The sequence below is a fragment of the Actinomadura geliboluensis genome (assembly GCF_005889745.1).
Lineage (GTDB): Bacteria > Actinomycetota > Actinomycetes > Streptosporangiales > Streptosporangiaceae > Spirillospora > Spirillospora geliboluensis.
In genome coordinates, this window is sequence record NZ_VCKZ01000581.1 from 1 (window position 1) to 4,527 (window position 4,527).

The 4,527-nt window shown below is 72.1% G+C and carries 3 protein-coding genes and 1 riboswitch; all 3 genes read right to left on the reverse strand.

Annotation, left to right across the window (positions count from 1 at the left end):
• Window positions 1-1,064 (reverse strand): glycosyltransferase family 2 protein (locus ETD96_RS41770; RefSeq protein ID WP_138642009.1); only part of this gene is annotated, 1,064 nt, incomplete at its 3' end.
• Window positions 1,065-1,309: 245 nt separating this feature from the next.
• Window positions 1,310-2,077 carry a C40 family peptidase gene (locus ETD96_RS41775; protein WP_138642010.1) on the reverse strand — a complete coding sequence of 256 codons (768 nt, stop codon included), beginning with the start codon at window positions 2,075-2,077 and terminating at the stop codon, window positions 1,310-1,312.
• Between the two features lie 10 nt (window positions 2,078-2,087).
• A riboswitch (cyclic di-AMP (ydaO/yuaA leader) is annotated at window positions 2,088-2,244 on the reverse strand.
• Window positions 2,245-2,700: 456 nt separating this feature from the next.
• On the reverse strand, window positions 2,701-4,527 hold a 1,827-nt coding region (locus tag ETD96_RS41780; RefSeq protein ID WP_138642011.1), incomplete at its 5' end, for a PP2C family protein-serine/threonine phosphatase.

Here is a 4,527-nt window from a genome sequence, read left to right on the forward strand (position 1 = left end):
CCCCAGAAGACCCGCCCGTCCCGCTCCACCAGCCGGGCGCGGAGCACGGGCCGGCGCGGGGGCCGGTACTCGGCGGCGGCCAGCGCCCCGGCGTGGTCGCCCTCGCGGATCAGGTACGCGGCGATCGCGGGCAGCGGGTTGGCCAGCTCGAACACGCGCGGGTCCAGCTCGGCCAGGTAGCCGGCCGCGAGCTCCAGGAACCGGTCCCGGTGGGCGGGGTCGCGGCCGCGCAGTTCCCGCAGGTAGAGCAGCAGGTCGTGGTTGACGAACTTCACGTCCTTGGCGCGCCGCAGATCGTGCGCGCCGCGCAGCGCGAACAGCATGTCGATGCGCCGGTGGATCTCCAGCCGGTCGGCGAAGTTGGCCGGCTCGGACCGCCGGTTGGAGATCGACGGCGCCCCCGTCCGCCGCCGGACGAGCCAGCGGTAGACGCGGTGCGGGATCAGCGCGGTCCGCTCCGCCGCCAGGTAGGCCTCGGCGGTGAACAGCAGGTCCTCGTAGTGCAGCCGCTCGACGAACCGCAGCCCCTGCTCCTCCAGGAACCCGCGCCGGTACGCCTTGTTGGTGGAGAGGGTGTCGTAGAGGAGACCGGGGTTCTCGCGCAGCGACCCGTAGACGGCGCTGCGCTCGTACAGCCAGGGGTACCAGGGGCGGACGCGCCCCTTCGCCCCCTCCGGCATGTCCAGGAAGACCCGCTCGCACAGCCCGGAGACCAGGTCGGCGCCGGTGTCCTCGGCGGTGGCGAGCAGGTTGAGGCAGGCGTGCCGGTCCAGCAGGTCGTCGCTGTCGAGGAACATCACGTACCGGCCGGACGAGGCCTCGACGCCCGCGTTCCGGGGCCGGCCGCAGCCGCCGGAGTTCACCGGCAGGTGCACCGCCCGGACCCGGCCCGGCCGCGCGGCGGCGAGCCGATCGGCGACCTCCCCGGTGCCGTCGGTGCTGGCGTCGTCGACGATCACGGTCTCGACGCCGCCCAGGGACTGCTCCAGCGTCGAGGCGACCGCATGGGGAAGCCGCCGGGCGTCGTTGTAGGCGATCACCACCACGCTGACATCCGGGCGCACCCCCTCGGCCTCCCCTCACCGGGTCCCGCCGCGCACCGGACCGGCCGCCGGGGCCGGAGACCGGTCGGACGCGTTGCCAGGGATTCCTTTCCAGGAACGCCCCAGTGAGGTCCAAGGAGCATCAAAGGCTGTCAATGCTTCCCATTACTCGCCTTCAACGGCGACTTAGGACACACCTCCAGGAACGCCCGAAGGCGCCCGGCCGGAGCCGGGCGCCTTCGATGCGTGCGCTGGGGGGAGGAGCGTCAGGACGCGTACTCCGGGTAGCCGTAGCCGACGACCTCGGACTTGTCGCGGACCTTCTTCTCCACCTTGTCGTTGCTGTTGCCCTCGACCGTGCTGATCTTGCCGTTGCCGTTGTCCTTCACGACGAGGCCGACGTGGTCGATGTCGCCGATGCTGCCCTTCGAGCCGTCCTTCCAGTCGAAGAACACCACGGCGCCGGGCTTGGGCTTGTCGCCCCAGCGGTCCGCCTTCTTGAACCACGTGGCGTGCTGGACGGTGTAGGCGTCCCAGCCCATGTTCTTCACGCCGGTGTGGGCCCCGACCCAGGACACGAACATGTCGCACCACTGGGCGCCGTTGTAGGCCTTGACCGAGAAGCCGCCGTCGCGCTGGGCGGTGGCCTTGGCGTGCGGGGTCGAGACGTACCACTTGTGGAACTTGGTCTGGCCGCCCTTGCCCTCGCTGATGCCGACCTGCTTCTTGGCGAGCGCGATGGCCTCGGAGGCCTTGACCGGACGCGGCGCGACGCCCCAGCCGGCCTCGCGGGCCTCGGCCTGGGTCATGCCCGCGGACTGCTTCGACGTGGACTGCTTCGACGCGGTGCCCTGCTCGGCCACCACGGCCGCCTTCGCCTGGGCCGGGGTCTCGGCCGCGGCGCTGCCGCCGGCGAGGGGGTTGAGGACGGCGAGTCCGACGGCTCCGGTGAGCACGGCGCCCACGGCGACGCCGACGGCCTTGTCCTCGGGGGAGAAGCGGTTGAGCGAAAGTCGATCGAAACGACCGGTCATGCAGGGAATCTCCTATCTTCCATGACGCCTACCGGGTTAGCTGACGGATTCGGGCATGGAAGCAGCCCTACGGCGCGGCTCTGGGTCGCGCCGATTCACCCCTGGAACGTTGGGTCCCCGGCTCCGTCCGGTCGCTTCGACCGGCACGGACTCGGCCTCGCACCGCACATGCGGCGCAGACTTATCGGATGTATCTCAGTGACTGATCTCTGAGGGGTGCGCGCATCGTCTGGCGCGCATCGCGTGCGGATACCGCTCCGCGATCCTCGGCCGCCCTGGGAACGGACGACCGGCGGCAACGCATGGGGTGCGTTGCGGGATTCCGGATAGAAGGTACCAACCTCCTGAGGAAAAGCAAACCAGGCACAAATCTCTGTCTTGCCTGTTCAAAGCCCTTCCAAGGATCCTTCAACACCGTCAGGCCCCGGCATCTTCCCGATCTTTACCGAACTGGCCCTCAGCCCTTTGCCCATGGGCCTTACAAGCCAATGCCCAAAGGGTAAAGAAACCCGGAGGGTTCCGGGGCCGCATGCCCCGCCGCACCCTTCGCGGGGCCTGCGGGGGCCGTTCTCGTGCGGCCTAGCTCACAGGGCGCGTCCGCCACCGGATCCGGGTGCGCTTCGTCACTCGACGCGCAGCGCGAAGAGCGTGGTGTCGTCCGCCGCCCGGTCGTGCTCCATCCGCGCCAGGACCTCGTCCAGCACCTGGTCGGGGCGGGTCGAGGCGTCCCGCAGGATGCCGGTGAGGCGCTCGATGCGCTCGTCCAGGTCCGCGTCCCTGCGCTCCACCAAGCCGTCCGTGTAGAGGAACAGCATGTCCCCGGGGTCGAGCTCGGTGGTGATCGTCGTGTACTGCCAGCCCGGCATCGCGCCGAGCATCGGGTCGCGGACCACCTCCAGCGGCGCCGCCCAGCCGTCCCGCACCAGGATCGGCGGCGGATGGCCCGCGCACGTCCACTCCAGCACCCGGCGGGCCGGGTCGAAATGCCCGACGATCGCCGTGCCCGTCGCCGGCGGGTCCATGTTGCCCACCAGCTCGTTCAGCCAGCCCACCAGCCGCCCCGCCGGCTCGCCCGTGCACGCGAGGCCCAGCAGCCCGTTCCTCGTGCGCGCCATCGCGGCCGCCGCCGGCAGCCCGTGCCCGGCGGCGTCGCCGATCGCGAACACGGCCCGCCCGTCCGGCAGCACCCGCGTCGCGAACCAGTCCCCGCCGATGCGGGCGGTGCTCTCCGCCGCCAGGCTGCGCAGCGCCACCGTCAGGCCCGGCAGCTCCTCGATCTCGTCCTCGTCCGGCAGGATCGCGCGGCGCAGCGTCACCGCGACCCGCCGCTCCTGCGCCGTCCGCGCCTGCTGCTTCAGCATCTGCCGCCGGGTCTCGGCCAGCGCCCGCTCCACCCCGCGCCGCCGGGTGATGTCCTGCGAGACGATGTTGATCGAGATCGGCAGCCCGGACTCGCCCAGCACCGGCTCGGCGAACAGCCACAGGTGCCGCGGCGTCCCGTCCGGCGCGATCACCCGGTGCTCGGCCTCCACCGGCTCCTTGCGGGAGAACATCGTCTGGATGGCCTCCTCCATCAGCGGGAGGTCGTCCTCCGCCACGACCTTCGGCAGGTCGTGCGGCATCGGCGGCACCTCCTCGGGGTCGAGGCCGTAGTTCGCCAGCATCTGCGGCGTCCAGTCCGCCTCCCCGGTCGCGAGGTCCCACTCCCCGAAGCCGATCAGCGCCAGCCGCTCCACCCGCTCCATCCGCCGCGCGACGCGGTCCTCGGCGAAGTGGTACCGCCACGTGACGCAGACCCCGGTCGACACCCGGACGCACCGCACGCTCATCCGGGACGAGCGGGACAGCCCCCGCTGCGCCGTGGTGTAGGAGAACGAGTCGCGCTCCAGCCGCGTCCCCGACTCCCAGACCTCCACGTACTCCTCGAACAGCCCGCTGAGGACCGCCCCCGGATCCGTGCGCAGCAGCCGGAGCCCCGTCAGCTCCTCCCTGCCGCGCCCGAACATGTCCTTCGCGACGCCGTTGAGGTCGGCGTACAGGAAGTCCGCCACGGCGCCGTCGGGGCCGACGACCGGCACCAGGTGGGCGCAGGAGTCGAGCGTCCCGTCCAGCAGCGCCCGCGCCACGGGGTCGTCCCCCACCTCGGCGAGGATCTCCGCGTCCCCCGCCGTGTCCTCCGCCGTCACCCGGCGCAGGACCTCCTCCGCCTCCGACAGCACCGCCTGGCGCTCCGCCGCGCCGCCCTCGGCGCGCGGCGCCCGCCGCCCCGCGAGCACCGCCCCGACCGGTCCGCCGCCGCTGTCCTTGACCAGCAGGGACGCCGCCTCCGCCAGGTCCATCTCCAGGTCGCGCGCAAGCCAGATCAGATGCTGCAGAGCCTCCCCCGGCGGGACGCCGAGCCGCCGGGCCAGCACGACCCGCGCCTCGGCCAGCACCGCCCGGTCGTGCGC